Origin of the sequence: Croceibacterium xixiisoli, assembly GCF_009827305.1 — a bacterium.
Taxonomy (GTDB): Bacteria; Pseudomonadota; Alphaproteobacteria; order Sphingomonadales; family Sphingomonadaceae; genus Croceibacterium_C; species Croceibacterium_C xixiisoli.
This window is the reverse complement of sequence record NZ_WTYJ01000002.1, coordinates 481234-504458: the sequence shown is the minus strand read 5'-3', so window position 1 is coordinate 504458 and position 23225 is coordinate 481234. Positions and strand designations below refer to the sequence as shown.

Genomic DNA, 23225 nt, shown 5'->3' with positions numbered 1-23225 from the left:
GATCCCGTCGCAGGACTGCCGCAGATGCTGCCTTAACGTGGGCTGCACGCCTCGGTTCCGAACGATTAACAAAAGTAACAAAGTTTGTCTGGAACTGGCGTGGAGCGATTTCCAGGCGGGTGGATCAACTGCCGACCTGGAACTCGCAAAAACACGTCGCGCTAGAGCAGCTGCGGTGGTGTTTCCGGAATATGGGGCGATGGCTGATCGTAATCCGGGCCGACGGGAATAACCTCGGGCGGTTCCTGCAGAGGTGCTTCACCCGGCGCAGGATCATCCGGGGATTCGGGGGGCGACTGCGGCTCGATGATGTCAGGCTGGGGGGCCGGCGCCGGATCGGGCGCAGGCGTGGTCACGGGTTCATCGGGCGTGGTGGCGGATGCTGCTGGCATGGTCGCTCTCCTCGAACATTGTCGGTTGATTTCCGTCGCCATTGCGATGGCGGATCGTCAATCCAGGTTCGGGATCAAAACCGTTCGCAAAGGCATCTGTTCCAGCAGTGACACCGCCTGGCTGCGGCTGACGATCAGTCGCGGTGAAAGAATGGGGGCCGCCCGTTCAGCACATTGCGGGCCATTTCGCCGTGATCGTGCCGAGCCAGTGCGCCACCGGGCCAATCGTCATCCCAGAAATCCGCCTCTGCATATTGGCGCAGGGCCGCCTCATAGCGGGTGAGAACATCGCCCAGCCCGCGCAGGGCGGCCGCCGCGCTGCGTACCTCGGGAAAATCATCCCCTTCCCCCGCAGCGACCAGCGCGGCGAGATCATCGCGCCCGGTGGCGCGCAAATAGACGATGGCACCATCGCGGGCGATCTGGCGCGTGACATCCGAAGCGCAGTCCATGGACGGGGCGACCTTTCAGGCGAGCCGTTCAGATTTTTGGTTCGTCATCCTGGCCATGCAGCTTTTCCCACAGATGCTCTGTCCCTGCTTCCTGCGCGCGATGGACATATTGCGATGCCACCAGCCAGGCCTTGATCGGTTGAAGCGGCAGAACACAACCGATCAGCATCAGCGGAAACGAGGTGAGCAGATGCACCCAGAAGGGCGGTTCGTGCACAACTTCGAGCCAGACGACGAAGAACATCAGCGGAAAGGCGACGATGCAGAGGGAAAAGAACGCCGGCCCGTCATCGGGCGAAGCGAAGCGATAGTTGAGCCCGCAACTGGGGCAGACATCGCGCAGTTTCAGGAAAGACTGGAACATGCTGGCCTTGCCGCAGCGCGGGCACAGCCCCTTCCACGCGGTGCGCAGGATCCAGCGGTTCTTTTCCTTCCCGCCAGCCTGCTGCGGGCCCGGCTGCGCCCGGCTGGGCGGGCGGGCGCCGGTGGACAGTTCTGCCGGCGCATCATCCGTCTTCGCGACGACGGGCCTGCCGGTTTCCGGACCGGGCGTTTCGTCAGGCGGGGTGTTGGACATCGAAGCAGAACCTCATGCTGCGGTCATGCCGACAAAGGCATGGCCCGGACGCCCTGCATATAGCTCTTGTATGCATACATAATCAATGCAAAATGCAGACAATAAAGAAGGGAAGGCAGATCCGACGCATGCCAATGTGGGTGCCCGAAATCCATGACGTGGCCGGGCCGCGATATCTGGCCATCAGCGCCGCGCTGGCGCGCGATATCGCCGCCGGTCGGTTGCGTGCGGGGGACCGCCTGCCGGCGCAGCGCGATCTGGCGGAGGCGCTGGCGCTGGATCTGGGCACCATCACCCGTGCCTATGCCGAGGCGCGACGGACCGGGTTGATCGATGCCGATGGCCGGCGCGGCAGTTTCGTGCGCGCGCCGGTGGCCGGTGCCACGCAGCCTGCATCGGGCGCAGGCCTGTCAGCCGAAATCGCGCCCTTCGACACTGGCATGAACCTGCCCCCGCTGCCGGCCGACAGCACTCTGGGCGCGCGTTATGCCGCATCGCTGCAGGCCATTCTGGATGGGCCCGCCGCCGCGAACCGGCTGCAGTATCAGCCGGCGGGCGGTGCGCAGGTGGATCGGGTGGCCGGGGCACGATGGCTGGGGCTGCGCGGCATTCCCGCCGATGCGGACACTGTGCTAGTCACCAGTGGCGGGCAGAATGCGCTGCATGCGATTGCAACCGCCCTGCTCAAGCCCGGTGATGCGGTGGGTACGGGCTGCGTGACCTATCCCGGCTGGCTGGCGATCGCCCGGCGGCGCGGGCAGCGCGTGGTGCCATTGGCGATGGATGAGGAAGGAATCTGCCCCGATGCGCTGGACCGGGCCTGCGCGGCGGAGGGCTTGCGCGCGCTCTATCTGGTGCCGGGGAATGACAACCCGACCACCGCCACCATGGGCGCTGAGCGGCGGGCGGGGATCGTGGAGGTGGCCCGGCGGCATGACATCGCCGTGATCGAGGATGATGCCTATGGCTGGCTGAGCGCCGCCCCGACCGTGCCGCTGGCGGCGCTGGCACCCGAACGGGTGTGGCATGTGGCAAGCCTGGCCAAGATCATCTCCCCCGCCTTGCGCATCGCCTATCTGCGGGCGCCGGATCTGGGGCATGGCTGGCGGCTGGGCGCCGATATGCATGAAACCGCGATCATGCCCCCGCCGCTGAACAGCGCGATCGCCACCCAATGGCTGGAGGACGGCAGCTGGGCCCGGCTGGTGGAAGAGGTGCGGCAGGAATGCCATGCGCGCCAGCAGATCGTGCGCGAGATCCTGCCGCCGGGTAGCTATCGCGCGGCGAAGGATGGCTATCATCTGTGGGTGCCCCTGCCCCCCGCCATGCCCGCCCATGCGGTGATGGCGGCGCTGGCGCCCACGGGGCTTTCCGTGGTGAGCGGGGAAGGTTTTGCTGCCGGGCCCGATGTGGCGGCGGCGCTGCGGGTGTCGATCGGCGGGAGCTTGAGCCGCGAGCAGCTGGCGCGGGCGCTGGCGCTGCTCGATACGCTGTTGCACCATAGCGGGCCGAGGCTGGCGCCGCTGGTGTGAGGGTGGGCGGCCCGGCAAGCAAAACCATGGCCACCCCGACCCCGAATTCAAATCCAGCACAACATTGCCAAGCAAACGGGTGCCATTTATTTGGCCGCGTTGGCGTCTGTAGTTGACCGCTCCATGATCGGCGTGGCATGTTTCACCCAACAGGGGGAAATAAAATGCGCAAGTTCATGCTGGTCGCAAGCACGGCCGCTATTGCCATGTTGAGCGCATGCGGGGGATCGGGCGGCCCGAGCAGTACCCCGGCGCCCCCGCCAACTCCTGCGCCCACCTCTCCGGCGCCGTCCCCTGCCCCAACTCCGGTGCCTACGCCGGCTCCCACTCCGGTTCCTACGCCTGCGCCCACTCCGGCGCCCACCCCCACACCGGTAAACAGCGTGCTGTATCCAGACCGGGACCGCAGTTTCACGACCCGCAGCGCGAACAGTGATCTGACGTTCGATCTGACGGCTGGCACCGCCACCGGCGGCACCACACGACATTCATCCCTTGCCATCAGTTATAATGCCGACAGCCAAAGCTACACTGTGGCCAAGGGTGAGGTGAGCTCCAGCTTTGGCCAGGCGGATATTGTCGCCGACAACGCCGACGAGCTGGTCTTCTATCGGCAGATGGGCGACATCAGGGAGTATCTGACGCTGGTTCGCCGACCGTACAGCGGATTACCGGAACGCAAACATGTCGCGCTCGGCTATTGGCAGAGGAATATTGTCTCTTCTGATCGGCAATCCATGGATCTGGCCACATTCGTCTATGGCCTGCCGACTTCGACCGGCAGCATGCCGCGCAGTGGCAGCGCCGGATACAATATCGATGCCTTCGGCGTGGTATCCCAGCCGGGCAAGGAGCCACGGACCCTGTTCGGCCTGGGCACGTTCAACGCCGATTTCCTGACGGGTGACTTTACCACGAAGGCCGATGTGTTCGAACAGTCGCTGGCATCCGAAGAGCACAGTTCAGGCGTCAATTTCCATATGTCGGGTGCGGGGCAGATTTCTGCCACCAACTCCACCTTTGCTGGCACGCTGCGCTACGATGGGCTGTATGGCACCGCCGTTGGGGCGCTGGAGGGGCGGTTCTACGGCCCAGGCGCGGTTGAGCTGGGCGCGGCCTTTTCCGCCAGCAATGCCGATGGGATGACCGTTTCGGGTGCTCTGACCGGGCAGCGCGACGACGCCGTGCCGATACGCAATCTGGCATTGACCAATCTGCAGCCCGGCGTGGCGGTGGACATTCTCGGCACGGTTTACCCCGAAGGCAGCATCAGCCTGAATACCGATGGCAGCATCAGCTTTCGGGCAACCGAATGGGACTATCTTGGCGGCACCTTCACCGACAGGGACCGGGTTGCCGCGCGCAACGTCAATTTTGACGCTTGGCGCATCAGCAATGGCGGAAGGGGGCTGGCACGCGAAGATTTGACGGTAGAGCTGTACCGACCTGGCGCAGACAATACCGAACTTGCGCTCACCTATGCCAGTTTCGGCGAATGGCAGCTGACCTATTATGATGCAGCGCGCGATGAACATTTTCCGCAGCAATTCATCTATGGCATCGAAACCCCGGCCGGCCTGATCGCAGCGCGAACCGGAACCGCCCGCTATGATGGCGTGGTGCTGGGTACGGCCAGCAACGCAGGACAAGCCTATCAAGCGAACGGGACATCGCGCTTCGACATCAATTTTTCGGACCAGTCCTTCGCCGGGCAGCTCGCCATTGCGGCTACACACGGTAGCGACCGCATCGATTTCGGCAGTTTCGATCTTTCCGGCCGGCTCAATGCCCTTGGGGCCGACAGCGAGGCATCCATCAACATGGCCGGTGTGGACCATGGTCTCGGCACGCTCATGTTCCGCTTCTATGGCCCATCAGCACAGGAAATCGGCGGTCGCTTCACCATTGGCCTGCCTGAGGGAACCGCCAATGCAGGTTGGGGAATTACCGGCGTAACCGTGGCCAAGGAACGATAAACGCCGGCCCTTCTCGGAAATCTGCCATTTGCAACGGGCGACGAGCTTGGGCACCATGGGCCTGACAGCTTGCAACCAAGCGTAGCATTACGAGAGGATATCCCATGCGCCTGCCCACCCGTTCGCCAATGATGCGCCTTTCCTGCGTTGCGGTCATCGCCATCGCGCTGGCGGCCTGTTCAGAGCAGGCGGAGGAGCAGCCCGAGGCGGAGAATACGGCGGCGGCGCTGCGGTCGGTCGATCTGCCGGGGGATCGGCTGTTCCCCGAAAGCCTGGCCATTGGCCCGGACAACACGGTGTTCGTTTCCGGCATGAACGGGCAGATCCTGCGCGTGAATATGGCCGATGGCACGGTGGCGGAATGGGTTGCGCCGGGCAAGTATGGCAACGGGCCGCTGTTCGGTGTGCTGGCAGACACCCGTAACGCCATGCTCTGGGCCTGCAGCAATGATTTCAGCGCGCGCGGCGTCAGCGTGGCGGGGGGCGATGCCGGCAGCTGGCTGAAGGGCTTCGATCTGGCCAGCGGCGAAGGCAAGGTGAGCCTGAAGCTGCCGGGCGGGAGCGCGGTGTGCAATGACATGGCGGTGGGGCCGGATGGGGCGCTCTATGTCACCGACACGGTCAAGCCGCGCGTGCTGCGCTGGAAGCCGGGCGCGACGGCGCTGGAAGTCTGGAAGGAAGATGTCAACATGGGCAAGGAAGGCGGGGTGGATGGCATCGCCTTCGGCAGCGATGGCCAGGCCTATGTCAACAATGTCCGCACTGGGCAGCTGTTCCGCATTCCACTGGGCCAGGATGGCGCAGCGGGCGCCACTGTCGAGATCACCCCTTCGCGCCCGCTGGTCGAGCCTGATGGCATGCGCCCGATCGACGACATGCGCTTTGCCCTGGCCGAAGGTGGCGGATCGATTTCCGTGCTGGAGATTGCCGGCGACAAGGCCGAAGTCACCACCCTGGCCGAGGGTGTGGCCCAGCCCACCGCCGTCGATGTGCGGGACGGCACGGTATGGTATGTGCAGGGCCAGCTGACCGCGATGTTCAACCCGGACAAGCCGCAGCCGAGCCTGCCCTTCAAGCTGAGTTCGGTGTCGTTGACGGCGACGCCGGGTGCTGGGGCTGCGGGGCAGTAAGGGCTTCGTGAACCTTGGCGCGTGGCCTTCGACGGGCTCAGGCTGAGCAGATGTGGAGCGGGGTTTGGAAAAGAGGTTGATGGCCGTCCTTTGTTGAAAACCATCTGCAACACCCGCTCGTGCTGAGCTCGTCGAAGCACAGCCACCAGTCTGTGTCTTTTACAAGGTCAGGCGCTGAGCGGGCGGGTGTGGAGCTGTGATGGTGCTTCAGCCGCTCTGAACCTCTTCCAGCACTTCGCCGGCCAGTGCCACATCGGCCAGCATCGCCTGCCAAGCGGTTGAGCCGGGTTCGCCGCCGGATCGGAGCAGATAGCTGGGATGGGTGGTGACGATCAGGCGGCTGCCGTCGGCCAGCGTGCTCACCTGGCCGCGTTCGCGCTGGATGCTGGGGGTGCGGCCGAGCACGGCGCGGGCGGCGCTGGCGCCCAGGGCGAGGATGACGCCCGGGGTAACGAGGCGGCGTTCGTGATCGAGCCACCAGCGGCACATGTCGATTTCGCCCGCCGTGGGGCTCTGGTGCAGGCGCCGCTTGCCGACCTGTTCGAATTTGAAATGCTTGACCGCATTGGTCAGCCAGGCACGGCCCCGGTCGATGCCGGTCTCCCCCAGCATGGTGTCCAGCACCTGGCCGGCGGGGCCCACGAAGGGCCGGCCGGCCAGTTCTTCATTGTCGCCCGGCTGTTCGCCCAGGATCATCAGGCCTGATCCGCCCATGGATGCCCCCTCCCCCGTGACCGCTGTCGTGCCGTTGCAGCCGATCGCGCATCGACGACATTGGCTGACCCGCTGCGCCAGTTCGGCCAGCGATTGTGGCGCGGGTTCGTCGAAACGGTCGGCGCCGGCATCGACCATCGCCGCCTCCCGCGCCTGGGCGCCGGCGATCAGATCGGGGATCAGCCGCGCTTCGGGCAGGTTCTTCCAGTAACGGCGCGGCATTTCGCGCACCATCATCTTGGTCTTCAGCCGGGCGGGATTGAAGATCGCCGCGTAATAGGCATTCCACAGCGCCTCGCCGCTGGTTTCGCTGTCCGAACCGCTGACCAGATCGCTCATCGTATCTTCAGCCGGGGCGTCTTCCTTGCGCGCGCCGGGCTCTTCGCGCAGTTCACCATCCTGCCACACCAGCGTCAGATCGGGGGTCAGGATCGCCCAGTCATGCGCGCCGAAGCGGTTGATGAAGAATTTCGCATTGTGCCGCAGGGTGAAATAATCGGGTTCGAACCAGGCGACATAGAAGGGCGCACCATTGCCGCCCGCATCGGGCCGCCGGGTCAGGCGAAAGCGGACGAAAGCGCGCATCTTGTGAATGTCGCGCCGCACCTGCCGCAGCAGGGCGGCAAGCGCGTGAACATCGGGATCGGCGGCATTGGCGAGCAGACGGGGCTGCGCGCGGCTGCGCCAGAGCAGGCGATAGAGCAGCGCAAAGCGGTTGGGATCGCGATGCAGGATCGCGAGCTTCGCCTGAGCGATGAATTCGCGGCTGACGCGGATTTCGCCCTCAGGTTCAGGAGAAGCCGGCGCCGGAACAGCGAACAGATCGCCGGCGAACAGGTCACCGCCCTGCCCCAGTCCCTGGTCCGCCTCACCGGCGGTCCAGAGCACGCGATCCGGCGCCACCCCATCGCGCAGCAGATCGCGCGCACGGTCACGCCATTCGGCAAAATCATCCGCGCGCTGCAGATGCACGGCGATCATCCGATCCGCGTGAGATGCGCGCGTGGCCATCAGCCGAACAGTTCCAGCTGCTTGACCGGCGGGGCCAGCCGGCTGCGCAGATCGGCGCGATCGATCAGCCCGGTGGGGCGCCATCCTTCGGCAATGATGAAAGGCCGCAGCTTGTCGATCGAGCGGGTCAGCCGGGCCAGATCTTCCAGCCGCAGCCGCTGCAGCCGCCGGCTCTGCACGATCTTGTCGACCGCCTTGGTGCCCAGCCCCGGCACGCGCAGCAGCATATCCTTCGATGCGCGGTTGATGTCGACGGGGAAGCGTTCGCGGAAACGCAGCGCCCAGGCAAGCTTGGGATCAATATCGAGCGGCAGCATGCCGCCATCATCCATCGCTCCCTGCACTTCCGTCGGCTGGAAGCCGTAGAAGCGGATCAGCCAGTCGCTCTGATACAGGCGATGTTCGCGGATCAACGGCGGGCGCGACAGCGGCAGCACGGCGCTGGCGTCAGGAATGGGGCTGAAAGCGGAGTAATACACCCGCCGGAGCCGGTGCTTGTTGTAGAGCCCGCTCGCGCGCTGGACGATGGTCGCATCGCTCGCCCCGTCCGCGCCGACGATCATCTGGGTCGATTGGCCGGCCGGGGCGAATTTGGGCGCGTGGCGGAAATGCTTCTGCGCGTCCTTGTTCTCGGTGATGCGATCCCCAATCATGCCGATCGTGTTTTCGATCTGCCCGGCCTGCTTGTCCGGCGCCAACCGGTCCAGCCCTTCGCTGGTCGGCAGTTCGACATTGATCGAAATGCGATCGGCCCAGAGCCCGGCCTCGGCGACGAGTTCGGGATCCGCCTCCGGAATGGTCTTGAGGTGAATATAGCCGCGAAACCCGTGATCGCGCCGCAGCCGCCGGGCGACATCGACCATCTGTTCCATCGTGGCAGAGGGAGACCGGACGATGCCGGAGGAGAGAAACAGCCCCTCGATATAATTGCGGCGATAGAAGCCGAGCGTCAGATCAACGACCTCCTGCACGGTGAACTTGGCCCGCGCGACATTGGAGCTCTTGCGGTTGACGCAATAATGGCAGTCGAAAATGCAGTGGTTGGTCAAGAGGATCTTGAGCAGCGAAATACAGCGCCCGTCCGGCGCATAGGAATGGCAGATGCCCATCCCCTCGGTCGAGCCCAGCCCCTTGCGATCCTTGCTGTTGCGCTTTTCGGTGCCCGATGAGGCGCAGGAGGCATCGTATTTCGCCGCATCGGCAAGAATCGATAAACGCTCTGTAAGACTGGCAGCGGGCATATGTTCACCATATGTTTCAATCGTCACCAGCGCAAGCGCCGCCTGGTCCCGCGCCAAACGGGGACAACACCCTGCAGACAATTGTTGCAAGTTCACGGCAAACGCGAGATATTCCATCGCGTTCCGGGCTGATCCCGAGCGAATATGCGGCATATCGATAGAAGCTATCGATGTCCGTCCCAAAAAATCCCGTGCCCGCCGGGGGCGCCCACCCTATTGTCAACTGATCCAGTAGATAAACCCCGGCAGCCAATCTGGGCGGCGGGGCACGATAGGCGGGACGGTTGATGACGAAACTTGGTTTGGCAGCGGGGACAAGCCTGCTGGCCTTGATGGTGTTCACGGGCCAGGCGGCAGCGCAGGATGCGGCGCCGGAGGAAAGCGGCGAGATCATCGTGACCGGAACCCGCCTGCGCGGCGTGCGTGCGGCCGACAGCGCCGCCCCGATCCAGATCGTCGGCGCCTCCACCTTCGAAAAGGTCGGCCAGCCCGATCTGACCCAGGGGCTGCAGCAGAACCTGCCCTCTTTCTCGGCCCAGTCGATGGGTGGGGATGCCGGCAATTTCACCCTGTCGGCGGCGCTGCGCGGACTCAGCCCCAATCACACGCTGATCCTGGTCAATGGCAAGCGACGGCACCCCACCGCCAATCTGCAGGCATCGCCGGGCTCGGGGCTGTATCAGGGATCTTCCAGCGCCGATCTCAACCTGATCCCGGTCAGCGCGATTGCGCGGGTGGAGGTGCTGCAGGATGGCGCCGCCGCGCAATATGGCACCGATGCCATCGCCGGGGTGATCAACATCATCCTGAAGGACGATATCAGCGGCGGCAGCTTCACCGCCACGGCCGGGCAATATTATCGCGGCGATGGCGAAACCGCCAATGCGCAGCTCAACTATGGCTTCAAGCTGGGCGAGAACGGATTTCTGAATCTGACCGGCGAAGCGCGGTTCCATGATTACAGCCAGGTCGGCGGGATCGATTACCGCGCCTTCAACCCCGATGGCACGATCCGTTCCGGGCTGAGCCCGCTCGACAGCGCCGGTCTCGCCAATGCCGATGGCGCGCCCTATGTGAACAAGGCCATGGGTGACGCGCGTTATGCGCTCTACAATGTGCTGTTCAACGCCGGATATGATCTGGGCGGCACCCAGCTTTATGCATCGGGCACCTACAGCAATCGCAATGCCTCCGCCTTCCAGAACTTCCGCCTGCCGAGCGCGGTGACGAAGGTGGAGAATGGCCAGACCATTGCGCTCTATCCCAATGGCTTCAGCCCGCGCCAGGCGTTCTATGAGGAAGATTTCGGCTTCACCGCCGGGATCAAGGGCGAAGTGTCCGGCTGGGCATGGGATCTGTCCACCACATATGGTCGCAACAGTTCGGATATCTGGACGCGCGATTCCGCCAATGCATCGCTCTATGTCGATACCGGATCGACCCCGACCGATTTCTATGACGGCCGTTTTGCTGCGACGCAGTGGACAAACAATATCGATATCAGCCGGGAGGTCGAGGTCGGCCTCGCCAGCCCGCTGAACATCGCCTTTGGCGGGGAATACCGCCGCGATACCTATGCCATCACCCAGGGCGATCCCGCATCGATCTACAAGGAAGGTGGCCAGGGCTTCCCCGGCTTCCAGCCAAGCGACGCGGCATCCCATTCGCGCAGCAATGTCGCCGGCTATGTCGATCTGGCGGCCGATATCGTCAGCGGGTTGCATCTGGATCTGGCCGCGCGGGTGGAAGACTACAGCGATTTCGGCTCCGCCGCCGTGTGGAAAGCCACGGCGCGTTATGATGTGAGCCCGGCAATCGCCTTCCGTGGCACGGTCAGCACCGGGTTCCGCGCACCGACGCTGGCGGAACAATATTATTCCTCCACCACGCTGACGCCCAATTATGCCATCGTGCAGCTGCCGGTGAATTCGGCGGCGGCGGCATCGGCCGGTTTCAGCCCGCTTAACCCGGAAAAATCGCGCAACTTCAGCCTGGGCACGGTGCTGCACCCGGCCGACGGGCTCTCCATCACGGTCGATGCCTATCAGACGACCATTCGTGACCGGATCATGGCCACCGGCTATCTGCTGGGCCAGGTCGGCCCCAATGTGGTTTCCCAGGGCGTGCTCGACGCGATCAGCGACCATGGCAATGTGCTGGGCCCGGGCATGGGCTATGTCGCGATGATGCTGTTCACCAATGCCGCCGACACGCGCACGCGCGGCGTGGATGTAACGGTGAATTACGATCAGGCACTGGGTGACTGGGGCCGTGCGGCCTGGTCACTGGGCTTCAACGCCAATCAGACCAAGGTGCTGAGCCAGGCGCCCCTGCCCGAACAGGTAACCTCCGAGCCCTTCGGCCAGGTCGCCCTGCTGGGCCCGGGCGCGCTGAGCACGATCACCGATTCCACCCCGCGCTGGCGCCTGACCCCGGCGGTGACGATCACCCATGGGCCGCTGGGCGTGAATTTGCGCGGCAACATCTATGGCAAGGTGTCCGGCCTCGCCAGCCTGGATGGCACGGGCATCGGCGGGATGGTGCTGGAAATGCCGGTGACCGCGATTGCCGATCTGGATGTCAGCTACAAGGTCAGCCCGGCGCTGACGCTGAGCGCCGGGGCGAACAATCTGTTCAACCGCAAAGCGCCATCGGTGCCCAATGTGACCGACAGCGACGGCGTGGTCCGCCCCGCGACCGGCACCTACAACTATGGCGCGCCGCTGCTGTTTTCGCCCTATGGCATCAATGGCGGTTATTATTACGCCCGGGTGAAGGTCAGTTTCTGATCCGGCCTCTCACCCCTGTACGGAATACCCCCAGGCACGGCGTTGCGGTTATCCGCAGCGCCGTGTCCGGCCGTTTGCCATCCGATGATTTTCCCCGCGACTGATGGGAACCTTCATGCCGCAGAACCTTGATAAACCGCAGGCCGAGCCCGAAGCCGGGGGATGGACCACCCTGTCCATCTACACGCTGGCGATGCTGACCATCACCTATGCGTTCAACTATTTCGATCGCCTGCTGATATCGCTTCTGTTCCCGCTGATGCAGCCGGATCTTGGGCTGACGGATACCGAGTTCGGACTGGTGACGGGGGTCGCCTTCGTGCTGATCTATGCCACCATGGGCATCCCCGTGGCCCGGCTGGCCGACCGGGGCAGCCGCAAGCTGATCATCGGGATCGGCTTTTCATTCTGGAGCGTGATGACGTTCCTGACCGGCTTCGTCACCAATTTCTGGCAGCTGGCGGCCACGCGGTTCCTGATGGGCATGGGGGAATCCACCGCCAACCCCTCATCCTCTTCCCTGCTGACCGATCTGTTCGAAAAGCGTCGCCGTGCGATCGCCTTTTCGATCATGGTTTCGGGCACGTCGATATCCTCTCTGGTGCTGACTCCGGCCGCCGGCTGGATTGCCCAGACGCAGGGCTGGCGCACCGCCTATCTGCTGGCGGGCGGGATCGGGCTGTTCTTCGGCCTGCTGCTGATGTTCACGGTGAAGGAACCGCAGCGCGGTCGGTTCGACCCGCCGAAGGAAAAGCCGGTCGAAAAGACGCCATTCCTGGAAGCGTTTTTCTATCTGATCAGTCGGCGGACCTATATCTACACCACGCTGGCCGCATCGCTGCTGATCATATCCTTCTACGCCTATATTGTCTGGAGCACGACCTTCCTGGTGCGCGTGCACCAGATCGATGTGGCGCAAAGCGCCGCCCTGTTTGGCCCGATCCGTGGCATCGCCGGGCTGGCCGGCGGGCTATCATCCGGCCTGGTGCTCAACTGGCTGTTGAAGCGTGACGAGCGCTGGCAGTTCTGGCTGCCGGCACTGTGCTTCGTGGTGGTGGGCGTGGCGCAGTACATTTTCATCTTCGCCTCCAGCATCTGGATGCTGGCGGTGGGTTCGGCGATCGACAGCTTCGCCGTGACCATGGCCGTGCCGCTGATCAGCATCCTGCTGGTGCAGATCATGCCATCATCGATCCGCACGCTGGGCATGGCGTCGTACTTCCTGATCAATTCCCTGCTGGGCGACATCCTGGGCCCGCTGGGCGTGGGCCTGCTGAACGATCAGTTCAATGCGATCTGGGGCGATGAAGCGATCCGCTATTCCATGGCAATCACCGCCTGCTTCGCGCTGCTGTCCGGCCCGGTGCTGTTGCTGGCCGGCAAGCACTTCAAGGCCGACCGTGAGGCGGCGGGGCGCTGGGTGCCGGTGGACCAGCGGGGGTGATGTGTGTCTGCTTGCGCCATCTGCCAGGTAACATTTGGCAGATGGCGCAGGGTATGAAACGAGCTCTGCCATTGGCCTGGGTGAAGCACTGATTTTCGCCATTGCCGATGTGCTCGGGGCAGGCAGTCGGAACTGGCCAAGCACCACTCGGCCCACCCCACGCGCCATGCCGATCGGCCGCAAAAGCCGTCACGGCGGGATCAATTCACTCCTTCCCCGTTGTAGGCGTGCAGGACACCGGGCTCGCGTCTCATGCCTCTTTACGAGCCCCCATCGGTCCGCAGGAGATGATGATGGCAGACTGGCTCGAGCACCTTGTTGGCGAATGGACCTGTGACGCGGACTCGATCCCGTCCGATCCGCAAGGCCAGACCACCGGCACGGAAACCGTCGAGCGACGAGGCAAATGGGTCGTGATCGAGAGCGATGATCACGCGCGCTTCCAGCTGGTTTTCAACCCGCAGACGGGCCGCGTCTTAGGTGATTTCCTGAATTGGCACCACCCCGGTCTCTGGATTTATGACGGCGCGCCGGATGGCGACCGCCTGGTTCTCGACAACCGAGGCCCCCGTATGGACGGTGGTGAGGGAGAAACCGATTACCAGGATATCTGGACGATTTCCTCCGCCGACGAGCGAACGACAATCGGTCGCTTCCGCGACGACAGCGGGGAATGGCGCGATTTCAACGTCACCCGCTATCGCCGAAAGGTTTGATAGTGGCCACCGGCCGTACGAGGTTCGGATCGGATTGCTCACGCGCCAACTTCCGCCAACATTGAAATTTTGCCACATCTATGTATATGCGCATAAGCATATAGATGGAGAGCATGATGTCTTCGGTACGCTGGAATGTCGTCGTGTCACCCGATACCGATCAGGCTGTACGGATGTTTCTGGCCGGGCAAGGCGGGGGCCGCAAAGGGGATCTTTCGCGCTTCATAGAGCAGGCAGTGCGCACCTATCTGTTTGAGCAGGCTGTGGAACAGGCCAAGGATACGACCGCCAATATCGACGAGGCAGACCTCTCCGATCTGATCGAAGATGCGGTTCAATGGGCGCGCCATAACTGATGCGCGTGATCCTGGACACCAATGTCCTGATCGCTGCCCTGATCTCCAGACACAGCCCGCCAGAGGCGATCTATCGCGCATGGCGCAGCGGGCGCTTTGAATTGGTGACAAGTCGCCAGCAGATCGATGAGTTGCGACGCGTCAGTCGCTACCCCAAGTTGAAAGAAATCCTGCCCAATCATCGGATTGCCGCCATGATCAACAACCTGGATCGCGCGGTGATACTGGATCAGCTACCGGATCTGCCCGAAGGCATGGGATCAGCAGATCCCGACGACGATTTCCTGCTGAGCATGGTTGCCGCCAGCAATGCGGATTTTCTGGTCACCGGAGACAGGCGCGCAGGGATTCTGCAACGTGGCAGTTTCCAGCGCGCCCGCATTCTCAACCCTAGCGCTTTCTGCGATGCATTGGGTTTAGCTGGCAAGCAGCCGCTACGCTGAGGCGCTTTCCTGCATCACCCCGGCCATGCGCTCCACAATCTCCGTCAGGATCGGCAGCGGCGTTGCCAGGATCACCCGCACGAAGCCTTCATAGCCGGCGCCGCAGCTGGCGCCGTCGGTCAAATGGACGCCGGCCTGCGCCTTGAACAGGGCGGCCGGGTTCACCGGTGCGGCGGTGCCCCGGAAATCGAGCCAGGCGATGTAGCTGCCTTCGGGGCGGGCGAAGCGGACGCCGGGCAGTTTGTCAGCCACCATGGCCGCCAGCGCCTCGGCATTGCGTTGCAGATAGGCCAGCACCTGGTCCAGCCAGGGAAAGCCGTCGCGATAGGCGGCGATGTTGGCGGTGACGCCCAGATTGCTGGTGCCGTGGCCGGCGAAGAAGCCGATCTTCTGCCACAATTCCTGATCCGCCATATTGCTGGTGATCACCTGTGCGCATTTCAGGCCGGGCAAGTTCCACGCCTTGGAGGCGGAGATGGCGGTGATGGTGTGGCCGGCGGCGGCTTCGCTGACGCTGGCATAGGGCACATATTTGTGGCCGGGGAAGACCAGCGGCGCCCAGATCTCATCCGCAAAAACGCGGCCCTGATGCCGCTCCACCACCTGCGCCACGGCGGCCAGTTCTTCCTGCGTGAACACCCGGCCGGTGGGATTGTGCGGGTTGCACATCAGCAGCAGATTGCCACCATCGGCAAAGGCGCGGTCGAGCGCGTCCAGATCATAGCTATAATGGCCGCCGTCATCCAGCATCGGCACCTGGATCACCTCCCGTTGGTGGAACGGAGGGATCAGCAGGAAGGGCATATAGGCCGGGGTCGGCACGATCACCTTGCTGCCCGGTGCGGAATGGTGGGTGATCGCCAGTTCCAGCGCCTTGATCACATCGGGCACGGGCCAGACCTGGGCGGGCGGCACATCCCAGCCATGGCGCGCCTGCAGCATGGCGGCGGTGGCCTGGCGCAGATCTTCGGTCAGCCGGGCGGGCAGATAGCCAAACGCGCCCTCATCCACGGCAGCATGCAGCGCCGCCGTGATCGGCGGGGCGATGCCGAAATCCATTTCCGCCACGAAGGCGCCGATGGAGCCATCCTCCGCCGCCCATTTGGTGGCGCCGGTGGCGCGCAGGGTGTCGAGGCTGATGGCGTCGAAGGCCTGGGTAAAGTCCATGCCGATCAGCCCTGCACCACGAAGGGTGCGGGATCGCCGTCACGCAATTGCAGGCCGAAGATCGGGTTGAGGCCGGGATGGCGCCCCAGCCCGCCAAACAGATCGAAGCCGCGCTCAATCCAGTCACGCAGCGGATCGTCATCGGTCAGCCCCGGCGTGCGCGCGACCGAGGCGAGCCAGAGGAAAACCGAGAGGGCCGAATAATCGGCGAAGTTGGGCGTATCGCCGCCCAGCCAGGCGCTTTCCCGCAGCTGTTCGCGCAGCGGCTCCAGCGCCGGCGGCACCAGCGGCAGGCGGTCTTCGCGCCCGGCCTGCACCTCTTCCAGTGTGGCGCCGCCGAGGAAATCGCGTTCCCGGCTTTCGCGCACGGAGGGGCGGTCTTCGGGCAGACAACGGTCGTGATAATCGAGGATGTAGCAGCTGAACCACGGCTTGATCGACGCCGCCCAGAGCCAGTTGTCGAGGAACTTCACATAGTTGCGCTGATCGGCATTGGCGAAGAGACGCGGGCGATCCGGGTAGGCCGCATCGAGATAATCGGCAACGAGGAATTCGCCGCTGCGCAGGCTTTCGAACACCCAGTGATCGCCATCGCGAATGCCCGGGCGGTGTTGCGAGCGGCCGTCCGTGCGCGCGGGCAGGCTGGTGAAGCCACCGGGAATGATCTCCGCCTCGATCTGCTTGTGCGCCAGGGCATATTTGGCCTGCCAGACGAAGGGGCTGATCGTGCAGCCCGCTTCGAGCTGGAGATCGAGCACGGCAATTTTCGGAGTATCGGTCATGGGAAACTTTCAGGCCGGAACAGGGGGATGGACGGGATGCGGCGCCCGGTCAGGCGGCACCGCGGGCCTTGGGCAGCGCAGGGTCGGCGCCCCATTCTGTCCAGCTGCCGTCATACAACGCCACATCGTGCTTCCCGATCCGGTCCAGCGCCAGGGCCAGGGCGCAGGCGACCACGCCGCTGCCGCAGCTGGTGACGATCGGCCGGTCGAGATCGACCCCTGCCCCGACGAAGGCCGCGCGCAGGGCATCATCATCCTTGAAGGTGCCATCCGCCTCGAACAGATCCCAGAACGGCACGTTGAAGGCGCCGGGCACATGGCCGGCCGCGACCACGGGGTTGGGATCATCATCCTGCCCGGTGAAATGCGCCGCGCCGCGCCCGTCGACCAGCTGCTCGGCCTGGCTGTCGATATTGGCCAGCACATCTTCCTTGCTGCGGAAGAACACCGGATAGGCGGCGGCGGTGAAGCTGCCCGGGGTGACCTGCGGCAGGCCCGCAGCGAGCGGCAGGCCATCGGCCTTCCACTTGCCCAGCCCGCCATCCAGCACGGCGACATTCTGCCAGCCGAAGGCGCGGAACAGGAACCAGGCGCGGGTGGCGGTCTTTACGATGCTGTCGTCATACAGCACGATCCGTTCATTCCCGTTCAGGCCCAGATCGCGCATGCGTTCGGCAAATTGCTGCGCCGTGGGGGCGGTGTTTTCAATTTGCGAGGCCGGATCGACCAGCGTGACCATGTCGAGGAACAGCGCACCGGGAATATGCCCGGCTTCGAATTCCGCAGAAGAGCTGCGTTCCGGTTCGAAATGGTGGCGCGTCGCATCCACGGTACGCAGATCGGCAGCGTCCAGATTGTCGGCCAGCCATTGCGTTGAAACGAGACTTTCCATGCCAGTCCTTTCCCATCGGGCGACAGCTGCGCAGCGCACAGCACCTATTGTCTACCTGATAACATGAGAAAGGAGGTTGCCCCAGCGGGCGGGGCCAATAGCGCCTATCGATCCCGTTCATAGGCAGATAGCCTCTATGAGTGATGGAAGATTTTGTTCGTATGAGCAAGACCGTATTGCAGGTATGAATCGTGCACATATCCGGTGCGAGGACCCTGCGCGTGGCGAAAGAAAAACTCCGCGATCTCGATCTCAACCTGCTGATCGTGTTCGATGCCCTGCTCCGGTGCGAGAATGTGTCGCGCGCGGCGGATGAGCTGGACATGTCGCAGAGCGCGGTCAGCCATGCGTTGAAGCGCCTGCGCGACCAGTTCGACGATCCGCTGTTCATCCGCGCGCGCGATCGCATGGTGCCCACGCCCAAGACGCTCGCGATTTCGGACTATATTTTGGAAATCATGCGGCTGACGCGCAGCACCTTGTTGCCGTCATCTTCCTTCGATCCGGACAATGCCGACTGGACGCTGACCGTGGCGCTGGGGGACGTGGGCGATATGGTGATCCTGCCCGCACTGGCGCGGCATCTGCGTGCGCATCAGGCACAGGGCCGGCTGGTATCGGTGCCCGCCACGTCGGACGAAGCGGTGGACCTGCTCGCGACGGGCAAGCTGGATATCTATGTCGGGATCATGGATGCCTCTTCATCCGATATCCTGTGCCAGAAGCTGTATGACGATCATCTGGTCTTCATCTGCGCGCAGGATTGCCCGCTGCAGGAAGAGATCAGCTTCGAACAATATGAGGAGATGGATCATATCCTGCTCCAGTCCCGATCATCGCCCAAATCGGGGCAGTTCATTTCCCAGGCGCTGCAGCGCAACCACTCCCCCCGTCCGCCGAAAATCGAAACGCCCTATATCTCTTCGGTGCCGATGATCGTGGAGGGGGACAAGGATATCGTGGCCGTGGTGCCCCACTCGCTGGCGCAATATTTCTGCCGCACGGCCAAGGTGCGCATCCTGACGCCGAAATTCTATCTGCCGCCGATCGCGATCAACCAATATTGGCACAAACGGTTCGACAAGGATCCCTTCATCGTCTGGGCGCGGCAGACGCTGCGCAAGATCCTGAGCAGCAGCGAAATCTCGCTGCATTGAGTGGGGTTGCTCCCTCACCGGCGCTGGAAGAATTCCACCGGTGTCATCCCACGCAATTGCATGAGCACAGCTGGCGGCAAGCCAACCACACACCCCGAGCCCCTCACCCCAATTCGCGCTGCAGAAACGCCAGCAGTTCCGCCTTCGCATCCTCATTCATCAGCCCGCCCATATAGCGATGGCTGGCGCCCCTGATGATGCGCAGTTCCGCATGGTCCTTCACCGCTTCATACAGCCGGCGGGTTTCTTCGGGCGGGGTTGAGACATCGTCTTCGCCGCCCATCACCAGTACGGGCGCGGTCACCTGTTTCACCGCCGTCACGGGGGACAGATCCGATGGCCAGGCGCCGTAACGGGGCATGGTCTGGAAACTCAGCAGCGGTTCCATCAGCCCCGCGCCCCAGGGGTTCAGCTGCGCGGCCAGGCGATTGTGGATGGCGTGGCGGATGTCGGGATAGACGGCGAGCAGCGCCAGCGCATCGGCGCGCACCGGGCCGTGATCGCCCAGCACGCTGGCCGCGCCGCCCAGCGAATAGCCGACCACGCCGATCTTCGCCCCGGGTTGCCGCTGCCGCAGCCAGGCGAAGGCGGCATGGGCATCGTCCGCCTCCGCCAGGCCGAAGCTCTTGGCCGCAGGGGTGGATTCGCCATGGCCGCGAAAATCCACCGTCAGCACGCCAAAGCCATGGCCGTTCAGCCAGCGGGCCAGCCGGAACATGGAATCGCGGGTGTTGTTGTTGCCGTGGAGCAGCAGCACGGCGGGATCGCTGGGCCGTTTGCTGGGCCAATAGGTGCCGGCCAGGGTGATGCCGTCGGTGCTGGCGATGGCAATGGTTTGCGCCGGAGCCTGCACCGCATCGACCGTGCGGTTGGTGGCGGCGGTCAGCCGGTCCCCCACCTGCCACGCGCCGCCCATTCCGCCCAGTGCACCGGCGGCCAGGACCAGGGACAGCAGTGTGCGCTTGCGGGGCATGGCGGCGGTTGTGGCCGCGCGCGAATGTATCGCGCTTGAATGGGCGGGGATGGTCGGCACCCCCGCCCATATTGTCAGAACCAGGCCCGCAGCCCGATCAGGAAGGACCAGCCCCGATCGCCATCCCCGGCCGCCCGCCGCAGCCGCGCCGTTTCTCCGAAGCTGTGTTCATACTGCACCCCCACATAGGGGGCGAATTCGCGCTGGAATTCATAACGCAGACGCAACCCCGCCTCGGCCGAGGTCACGCCCGATCCCAGCCCCAGCTCGGGGATTGCCTGGGCTGAAAGTTTCAGGCCCACCGCCGGTTGCAGGATCAGCCGCTGGGTCAGCCGCTGATCATATTCCGCCTCCGCATGGGCGGTCAGTTCACCTTGGGTGGACAGGAACAGCGCCCCTTCCACTTCGAAGAAATAGGGCGCCAGGCCATTGATGGCGACCACCGCATGGGTCCGTTCGGGGCCGGATCGCAGATCCTGCCGCGCGCCGGCCTGCAGGTTGAACCAGGGGCCGATCGCATGGCTCCAGAGCGCCTGCAATTCCACGCTGTCCAGCTGGCCGCCAAAGGCGCCCTCCCCATTGGCCTTGATCCACAGCCGATCGATATCGCCGCCGAACCAGGCATCGGCTTCGAAGCTGTAGCCTTCGCGACCCTTGCGCAGCTGCGCCTCCAGCCGATCGATCATCACCACCCCCATGGCCATGCCGCCATGTTCGCGCCGCAGGACATCGCGCGCGCGCTGCATCTGCGCCGGGTCGAAATCGGCATCGGCGGCATATTGCGGCCCGGCAAAGGCGCCGGGCGGCGGCGGGGCCACCGGCGGATTGGGCGGGGCGGCGGCATGGCCCATGCTGGAATGATCCATGCCGGAGTGATCCATCTGGCTATGGTCCATCTCGCCATGATCCATCTGGCCGTGGTCCATCTCACCATGATCCATGGTGCTGTGATCCATGGCATGACCGGAATGATCCTGCGGCGTCGCCTCCTCGGCTTCGGGGGGCGTCATGCGGTGCCCGGCATGGGCATCGCCCGCCTGGCCCAGCGCCGGTTGAGCAAGCACGATCAGCGGCAGCGCCGAAAGGCAGAGCAGCCGTCTCATGCGCCTTCTCCTGCCATCGGGCGGACGGAAACGACGCGGAACATTCCGGCATGCATGTGCAATTGCAGATGGCAGTGAAATGCCCAATCGCCCGGCGCATCGGCGGTCAGGTCGAAGGTCACCTTGCCCCCCGGGAGCACGTTGACCGTGTGCTTGCGCGGATGGCTGCCGGTATGGCCGTTCACCAGTTCGAAGAAATGGCCGTGCAGATGCACCGGATGGGTCATCATGGTGTTGTTGATCAGCACCACCCGCACCCGCTCGTCCCGTTCGAAGCGGATCGGCTCCACCCCTTCGCTGTATTTCTCCCCATCGAAGGACCACATGAAGCGTTCCATATTGCCCGTCAGATGCACCTCCACCGTGCGGGTGGGATCGCGCGGATCCGGATTGGGCGTCAGCGCCATCAGATCGCGATAGGTCAGCACGCGGTGGCCGACATTGTCGAGCCCCAGCCCCGGTTCGCCTGTGCGATCGACCGGGTTCATCGCCACCATATCCACGCCGGGTCCGGCGCGGACATGATCCGGCAGCAGCGATGTGTCGCGCATTTTCATGCCTGCCATCGAATGGCCGCTGTCGGTTGCGGCTCCATGATCCATGGAGCCGTGATCCATGGAGCCATGATCCATATTGCCGTGATCCATTCCGGCCATCCCGCCATGATCCATGCCCATATCGCGCATGGTCAGCGTTGGGCGCGGACGCAGCGGAGGAACTTCACCCACCATGCCCATGCGCGGGGCCAGCGTGGCTCGGGTCAGGCCCGAACGGTCGATCCCTTCCGCCACGAAGCTGTAGGCACGATCTTCCGTGGGGCGGATGATCACATCATAGGTTTCGGCATTGCCGATCTGGAATTCATCCACCGCCACCGGGTGCACGGGCAGGCCGTCGGCCGCGACCACGCTCATCTCCAGCCCCGGAATGCGGATGTTGAAGATCGTCATCGCCGCCGCATTGATGATGCGCAGCCGCACCCGCTCGCCCGGCTGGAACAGCCCGGTCCAGTTTTCCGCCGGGCCATGGCCGTTGATCAGATAGGTATAGGTTTCCGCCGTCACATCGCTGATGTCGGTCGGGTCCATCCGCATCGCGCCCCACATGGCGCGATCGGCGGCAGACATCGCCTCTTCCGGATTGCCGCCCGCCTGCAATTGCCCCAGCAGCGTCTGCCGCTGGCGGTTGTAGTATCCGCCCTGCGCCTTCAACCGGTTCAGCAGCATATGCGGATGCATGAAGGTCCAGTCGGACAGCACGATCACATGTTCGCGGTCATAAGGCGCCGGTTCGGCATCGGCCGGATCGATCACCAGCGGGCCGTAATGGCCCATCTGCTCCTGCATCCCCGAATGGCTGTGATACCAATAGGTGCCGCTCTGGATCACCGGGAATTCATAGGTGAACGAACTGCGCGCGCGGATCCCGGGGAAGGACAGGCCCGGCACGCCATCCATCGTATGCGGCACCAGCAGCCCGTGCCAGTGAATGCTGGTGTCTTCATCCAGCGTGTTTTCCACATGCAGCCGCACCTGCTGCCCTTCGCGCAGGCGGATCAGCGGCGCGGGCACCGTGCCGTTGATCGCCACCGCATGGCCGGTTCGCCCGCCGGTGTGGAACGGCGCATGGCCGACCCGCAGGTGAATATCCTCGCCCGACAGCGTGCCCGTCACGGCGGCGGGTACCTGATGGGTGCCATGGTGACCCAGCCCATGGGTGCCGCTCTGCGCCCAGGCGGGAAACATTCGGCCCAGACCCAGGCTGGCCAGACCGGCCGCCCCGCCGCTCAACAGCATGCGGCGGTTCAATATCGCTTGCATCACATGATCCTCCGGCCCCTGCACGTGCAGGCGGCCGATCAGCGGGCACTCAGGCCCGGATTATACCTGCCCCAGGCATGCCGGGGCCGTGCAGGGAAATCAGGCGCGGCTTCGCGGCGGGCGGGCTTCGGGCAGGCTGGTGATGCCGGTCAGTTCCGGCATGGACGCCGCATGCGGCACGGCATCCAGCCGCGCCGGCGCATGGATCGCCAGTTCCATCGAAGGCGCCACCGCCGCGCAGGCCAGCGCGCAGATCAGCTGCTGCATGGCCGAACGCGGATGGGACGGTTCGCCCTGCCCGGCATCCGGTGATCCCGCCTGTGCGTGACAATCGGCCATCTCGCCGCCGTCATGCGGCATGCTCGCCTGCTGCATGCCATGCGCTGGCATCGGCATCATCGCCAGCGGCACCAGCGCAAAACCCAGCGCACACAGCAGCATCAGCACCAGCCGAACAGGCAGGCGCTTTTGCAGGCGTGGGGATGCGGGCTTGGTGGCCATAGGGCGATCATAGCGGATCGGCGCCACGGTTGCAGCCGGAAACTGCCATTCGCGCCG

At 64.2% G+C, this 23225-nt stretch carries 21 protein-coding genes; 9 read left to right on the top strand and 12 right to left on the bottom strand.

Going from position 1 to position 23225, the window contains the following annotated elements; translation table 11 throughout:
• Nucleotides 1-161: 161 nt before the first annotated feature.
• From GRI97_RS11465 to GRI97_RS11455, 3 genes are all read right to left on the bottom strand, one after another.
• A complete protein-coding gene (locus GRI97_RS11465) occupies nucleotides 162-392 on the bottom strand; it encodes a hypothetical protein (protein ID WP_202392720.1) in 231 nt (76 codons plus the stop codon).
• A 134-nt stretch (nucleotides 393-526) separates the two neighbouring features.
• A complete protein-coding gene (locus tag GRI97_RS11460) occupies nucleotides 527-844 on the bottom strand; it encodes a hypothetical protein (protein ID WP_235917773.1) in 318 nt (105 codons plus the stop codon).
• Between the two features lie 28 nt (nucleotides 845-872).
• On the bottom strand, nucleotides 873-1259 hold the full coding sequence (locus GRI97_RS11455; RefSeq protein ID WP_328598557.1) for a DUF983 domain-containing protein: 387 nt from the start codon (nucleotides 1257-1259) through the stop codon (nucleotides 873-875).
• Nucleotides 1260-1549: 290 nt separating this feature from the next.
• Between GRI97_RS11455 and GRI97_RS11450 the strand changes: the two genes are divergently transcribed.
• The 3 genes from GRI97_RS11450 (at nucleotide 1550) to GRI97_RS11440 (ending at nucleotide 6059) form a co-directional block, all read left to right on the top strand.
• On the top strand, nucleotides 1550-2953 hold the full coding sequence (locus tag GRI97_RS11450; RefSeq protein ID WP_161391308.1) for an aminotransferase-like domain-containing protein: 1404 nt from the start codon (nucleotides 1550-1552) through the stop codon (nucleotides 2951-2953).
• 308 nt (nucleotides 2954-3261) lie between these two features.
• Nucleotides 3262-4929, top strand: a complete 1668-nt coding sequence (locus tag GRI97_RS18910; RefSeq protein WP_202392719.1) for a transferrin-binding protein-like solute binding protein — start codon at nucleotides 3262-3264, stop codon at nucleotides 4927-4929.
• 104 nt (nucleotides 4930-5033) lie between these two features.
• Nucleotides 5034-6059, top strand: coding sequence for an SMP-30/gluconolactonase/LRE family protein (locus GRI97_RS11440; RefSeq protein ID WP_161391307.1), 1026 nt, complete (start codon nucleotides 5034-5036; stop codon nucleotides 6057-6059).
• A 207-nt stretch (nucleotides 6060-6266) separates the two neighbouring features.
• On the opposite strand, the gene GRI97_RS11435 is transcribed toward GRI97_RS11440, so the two are convergent.
• Together GRI97_RS11435 and GRI97_RS11430 are read right to left on the bottom strand one after the other, a co-directional pair.
• The gene (locus tag GRI97_RS11435) at nucleotides 6267-7784 is read right to left on the bottom strand and encodes a UdgX family uracil-DNA binding protein (RefSeq protein WP_235917772.1); all 1518 of its coding nucleotides are present in this window, start codon (nucleotides 7782-7784) and stop codon (nucleotides 6267-6269) included.
• The gene (locus GRI97_RS11430) at nucleotides 7784-9025 is read right to left on the bottom strand and encodes a putative DNA modification/repair radical SAM protein (RefSeq protein WP_161391751.1); all 1242 of its coding nucleotides are present in this window, start codon (nucleotides 9023-9025) and stop codon (nucleotides 7784-7786) included. Before GRI97_RS11430 ends, GRI97_RS11435 begins: the two co-directional genes overlap by 1 nt.
• 287 nt (nucleotides 9026-9312) lie before the next feature.
• Here GRI97_RS11430 and GRI97_RS11425 point away from each other — a divergent pair, with 287 nt between their 5' ends.
• From GRI97_RS11425 to GRI97_RS11405, 5 genes are all read left to right on the top strand, one after another.
• The gene (locus tag GRI97_RS11425; RefSeq protein ID WP_161391306.1) at nucleotides 9313-11814 is read left to right on the top strand and encodes a TonB-dependent receptor plug domain-containing protein; all 2502 of its coding nucleotides are present in this window, start codon (nucleotides 9313-9315) and stop codon (nucleotides 11812-11814) included.
• Between the two features lie 115 nt (nucleotides 11815-11929).
• Nucleotides 11930-13258: a spinster family MFS transporter gene (locus GRI97_RS11420; protein ID WP_161391305.1), complete on the top strand. Its 1329-nt coding sequence runs from the start codon at nucleotides 11930-11932 to the stop codon at nucleotides 13256-13258.
• Between the two features lie 293 nt (nucleotides 13259-13551).
• Nucleotides 13552-13974, top strand: coding sequence for a DUF1579 family protein (locus GRI97_RS11415; RefSeq protein ID WP_161391304.1), 423 nt, complete (start codon nucleotides 13552-13554; stop codon nucleotides 13972-13974).
• 113 nt (nucleotides 13975-14087) lie between these two features.
• On the top strand, nucleotides 14088-14330 hold the full coding sequence (locus GRI97_RS11410) for a ribbon-helix-helix domain-containing protein (RefSeq protein ID WP_235917771.1): 243 nt from the start codon (nucleotides 14088-14090) through the stop codon (nucleotides 14328-14330).
• The gene (locus GRI97_RS11405) at nucleotides 14330-14773 is read left to right on the top strand and encodes a putative toxin-antitoxin system toxin component, PIN family (RefSeq protein WP_161391303.1); all 444 of its coding nucleotides are present in this window, start codon (nucleotides 14330-14332) and stop codon (nucleotides 14771-14773) included. Before GRI97_RS11410 ends, GRI97_RS11405 begins: the two co-directional genes overlap by 1 nt.
• Here GRI97_RS11405 and GRI97_RS11400 read toward each other — a convergent pair.
• The 3 genes from GRI97_RS11400 to sseA are packed head-to-tail and all read right to left on the bottom strand — an operon-like array spanning nucleotide 14765 to nucleotide 17614.
• Complete coding sequence (locus GRI97_RS11400; protein WP_161391302.1) at nucleotides 14765-15940, bottom strand: MalY/PatB family protein; 1176 nt, start codon at nucleotides 15938-15940, stop codon at nucleotides 14765-14767. The genes GRI97_RS11405 and GRI97_RS11400 overlap by 9 nt on opposite strands.
• Before the next feature lie 5 nt (nucleotides 15941-15945).
• Entirely contained in the window at nucleotides 15946-16722 is a 777-nt protein-coding gene (locus GRI97_RS11395) for a glutathione S-transferase C-terminal domain-containing protein (RefSeq protein WP_161391301.1), read from the bottom strand.
• 49 nt (nucleotides 16723-16771) lie between these two features.
• A complete protein-coding gene (gene sseA / locus GRI97_RS11390; RefSeq protein WP_161391300.1) occupies nucleotides 16772-17614 on the bottom strand; it encodes a 3-mercaptopyruvate sulfurtransferase in 843 nt (280 codons plus the stop codon).
• Nucleotides 17615-17835: 221 nt separating this feature from the next.
• On the opposite strand from sseA, the gene GRI97_RS11385 reads away from it, so the two are divergent.
• Entirely contained in the window at nucleotides 17836-18771 is a 936-nt protein-coding gene (locus tag GRI97_RS11385; RefSeq protein WP_161391299.1) for a LysR family transcriptional regulator, read from the top strand.
• A 103-nt stretch (nucleotides 18772-18874) separates the two neighbouring features.
• Here GRI97_RS11385 and GRI97_RS11380 read toward each other — a convergent pair whose 3' ends face one another.
• The 4 genes from GRI97_RS11380 to GRI97_RS11365 all read right to left on the bottom strand — a co-directional run bounded on the left by GRI97_RS11380 (nucleotide 18875) and on the right by GRI97_RS11365 (nucleotide 23168).
• Complete coding sequence (locus GRI97_RS11380; protein WP_161391298.1) at nucleotides 18875-19744, bottom strand: alpha/beta hydrolase; 870 nt, start codon at nucleotides 19742-19744, stop codon at nucleotides 18875-18877.
• A 74-nt stretch (nucleotides 19745-19818) separates the two neighbouring features.
• Complete coding sequence (locus GRI97_RS18825; RefSeq protein ID WP_161391297.1) at nucleotides 19819-20847, bottom strand: copper resistance protein B; 1029 nt, start codon at nucleotides 20845-20847, stop codon at nucleotides 19819-19821.
• Nucleotides 20844-22667 carry a copper resistance system multicopper oxidase gene (locus GRI97_RS11370; protein WP_161391296.1) on the bottom strand — a complete coding sequence of 608 codons (1824 nt, stop codon included), beginning with the start codon at nucleotides 22665-22667 and terminating at the stop codon, nucleotides 20844-20846. The genes GRI97_RS18825 and GRI97_RS11370 overlap by 4 nt, the downstream gene beginning before the upstream one ends.
• A gap of 99 nt (nucleotides 22668-22766) precedes the next feature.
• Complete coding sequence (locus GRI97_RS11365) at nucleotides 22767-23168, bottom strand: hypothetical protein (RefSeq protein WP_161391295.1); 402 nt, start codon at nucleotides 23166-23168, stop codon at nucleotides 22767-22769.
• Nucleotides 23169-23225: the final 57 nt, after the last annotated feature.

Excerpts from the sequence above, each read along its gene's own strand:
- GRI97_RS11465 (WP_202392720.1), bottom strand. The coding sequence starts at position 392 with ATGCCAGCAGCATCCGCCACCACGCCCGATGAACCCGTGACCACGCCT.
- GRI97_RS11460 (WP_235917773.1), bottom strand. The coding sequence starts at position 844 with ATGGACTGCGCTTCGGATGTCACGCGCCAGATCGCCCGCGATGGTGCC.
- GRI97_RS11450 (WP_161391308.1), top strand. The coding sequence starts at position 1,550 with ATGCCAATGTGGGTGCCCGAAATCCATGACGTGGCCGGGCCGCGATAT.
- GRI97_RS11440 (WP_161391307.1), top strand. The coding sequence starts at position 5,034 with ATGCGCCTGCCCACCCGTTCGCCAATGATGCGCCTTTCCTGCGTTGCG.
- GRI97_RS11435 (WP_235917772.1), bottom strand. The coding sequence starts at position 7,784 with ATGGCCACGCGCGCATCTCACGCGGATCGGATGATCGCCGTGCATCTG.
- GRI97_RS11430 (WP_161391751.1), bottom strand. The coding sequence starts at position 9,025 with ATGCCCGCTGCCAGTCTTACAGAGCGTTTATCGATTCTTGCCGATGCG.
- GRI97_RS11425 (WP_161391306.1), top strand. The coding sequence starts at position 9,313 with ATGACGAAACTTGGTTTGGCAGCGGGGACAAGCCTGCTGGCCTTGATG.
- GRI97_RS11420 (WP_161391305.1), top strand. The coding sequence starts at position 11,930 with ATGCCGCAGAACCTTGATAAACCGCAGGCCGAGCCCGAAGCCGGGGGA.
- GRI97_RS11415 (WP_161391304.1), top strand. The coding sequence starts at position 13,552 with ATGGCAGACTGGCTCGAGCACCTTGTTGGCGAATGGACCTGTGACGCG.
- GRI97_RS11410 (WP_235917771.1), top strand. The coding sequence starts at position 14,088 with ATGATGTCTTCGGTACGCTGGAATGTCGTCGTGTCACCCGATACCGAT.
- GRI97_RS11405 (WP_161391303.1), top strand. The coding sequence starts at position 14,330 with ATGCGCGTGATCCTGGACACCAATGTCCTGATCGCTGCCCTGATCTCC.
- GRI97_RS11400 (WP_161391302.1), bottom strand. The coding sequence starts at position 15,940 with ATGGACTTTACCCAGGCCTTCGACGCCATCAGCCTCGACACCCTGCGC.
- GRI97_RS11395 (WP_161391301.1), bottom strand. The coding sequence starts at position 16,722 with ATGACCGATACTCCGAAAATTGCCGTGCTCGATCTCCAGCTCGAAGCG.
- sseA (WP_161391300.1), bottom strand. The coding sequence starts at position 17,614 with ATGGAAAGTCTCGTTTCAACGCAATGGCTGGCCGACAATCTGGACGCT.
- GRI97_RS11380 (WP_161391298.1), bottom strand. The coding sequence starts at position 19,744 with ATGCCCCGCAAGCGCACACTGCTGTCCCTGGTCCTGGCCGCCGGTGCA.
- GRI97_RS18825 (WP_161391297.1), bottom strand. The coding sequence starts at position 20,847 with ATGAGACGGCTGCTCTGCCTTTCGGCGCTGCCGCTGATCGTGCTTGCT.
- GRI97_RS11370 (WP_161391296.1), bottom strand. The coding sequence starts at position 22,667 with ATGCAAGCGATATTGAACCGCCGCATGCTGTTGAGCGGCGGGGCGGCC.
- GRI97_RS11365 (WP_161391295.1), bottom strand. The coding sequence starts at position 23,168 with ATGGCCACCAAGCCCGCATCCCCACGCCTGCAAAAGCGCCTGCCTGTT.